This is a genomic window from Nitrosospira multiformis (assembly GCF_900111585.1).
GTDB lineage: Bacteria > Pseudomonadota > Gammaproteobacteria > Burkholderiales > Nitrosomonadaceae > Nitrosospira > Nitrosospira multiformis_B.
In genome coordinates this window covers 1-1820 of record NZ_FOHI01000020.1, presented here as the reverse complement: position 1 = coordinate 1820, position 1820 = coordinate 1, and the positions used below count along the sequence as shown (strand labels likewise).

The window sequence follows — 1820 nt, the reverse complement described above, 5'->3', positions numbered from 1 at the left end:
ACGCCTTTTGGTTTTCCTGTGGAGCCTGAGGTATAGATGACATAGGCAAGGTTGTGTCGATGCAGGGCGGCTTGCGGGTTGCTGTCGGATTCCTCCTCGAGGTCGAGCCTGTCCAGCTCCAGCACCGGATGTTGGCCGGAATGGGGAATGCGCGATCGAATCCGGCTTTGCGTCAGCAGCAGCCCGATGGCACTGTCTTCTGCCATGTAGGCCAGCCGCTCCTGCGGATATTCCGGGTCCAGCGGCACATACGCCCCGCCTGCCTTCAGGATGGCAAGCAATCCCACCACCATGTCGATCGAGCGCTCCACCGCAATGCCCACCTTGACCTCCGGCCCAACCCCAAGCCTGATCAAGCGGTGCGCCAGGCGGTTCGCTCTTCGGTTCAGCTCACCATAGCTCAGCTCGACATCGCCAAAGACCAGGGCAACCGCTCCTGACCGCTCTTCAGCCTGCCGTTCGATCAGCTTATGCACGGGCTCCGCATTTTCATAGCGCTGCTCGTTGATCCCCCAGGCCTTAAGCTGCGCCCGCTCGGCTTCACTGAGGATGTCGATGTCGCCAAGGCTCTGCTGCGGATGCTCGGCCAGTTGCTCCAGAAGATGCAGATAATGGTCGCCAAGCCGTCCAATGGTGGCAGGCTCAAACAGCTCCGCGGCATAGGTGAAGGTGGCTTCCAGCCTGCCATCGGGCTGCTCGACCGTATCCAGGGTCAGTTCGAACTGCGCCGCCTGCTCGCTCAGCTCGTGATTTTCCACCGTGAGCCCGGGCAATTGCTCAAGTGCCCGGTAGTCTTCGCGCAGGTGGTTGTACATGACCTGAAACAGAGGATTCTGATTCAGGTTGCGTTCGGGTTGCAGGGCTTCAACCAGTCGCTCAAACGGCAAATCCTGGTGGGTCTGGGCACCCAGCGCTGCTTCCCGCGTCTGATCGAGCACCGTATGCAGGGACATGCGTCCGTCCATGAGGGCGCGCAATACCTGGGTATTGACGAAGAATCCGACGATGTTTTCTATTTCAGCCCGATGCCGGTTGGCAATCGGCACGCCCACACGGATATCCCGCTGGCCGGTATAGCGATAGAGCAAGCCCTGAAAGCCCGAGAGCAGCGCCATGAACAGGGTCGCTCCCTGGCTTTGCGCCTGACGCTGCAAGCGTGTAGCCAGACCCGCGGGTAATGTGAAGGTGTGGCGCGCCGCACGGTAACTGGCCTTGGAAGATCGGGGGTGATCGGTGGGCAATTGCAATACCGGGTGCTCTTCCCCCAACTGGCTGCGCCAGTAGGCCAACTGCCGCTCTTTTTCTCCCGCTTCCAGCCAGTTGCGCTGCCATATCGCGTAATCGGCATACTGGATCGGCAGTGCCGGCAGGGAGGATTCCTGCCCCTGCCCCTCCCGCTGCACCCGGGCCCGATAGTGGGCAGCAAATTCGTCAATGACAATGCGGTTGGACCAGGCGTCCGAGATGATGTGGTGCATCACCACCACAAGAAGATGTTCTTCCGCTGCAATGCGGATGAGGGCAACCCGAAGCAGCGGGCCTTGCGTCAGATCAAAGGGCGTTCCGGCTATCCGGCCTGCTTCTTCACCAGCTTGCGCTCTGGCTTGTTCCAACGGCAGTCCGGAAAAGTCGGTCAGCGGAATTTCAAGCCGCGGCTCATCTTCGATGATCTGCTCCGCCAGCCCTTCCGCATTGGCCCTGAATATCGTACGCAACGACTCATGCCGCCTGCCCAGCGCCGCAAAGCTCCAGCGCAGCGCTTCAATATCCAGCCTGCCTGTCAGCCGCAACCCCCCGCTCAAATGATAAGCCGTGCTCAA

General features: G+C 60.5%; 1 protein-coding gene. It reads right to left on the bottom strand.

The window, feature by feature from the left end; genetic code table 11:
* Positions 1-1820, bottom strand: a 1820-nt coding sequence (locus tag BMW46_RS14825) for a condensation domain-containing protein (RefSeq protein WP_143121496.1), incomplete at both ends; no start/stop codon positions are given.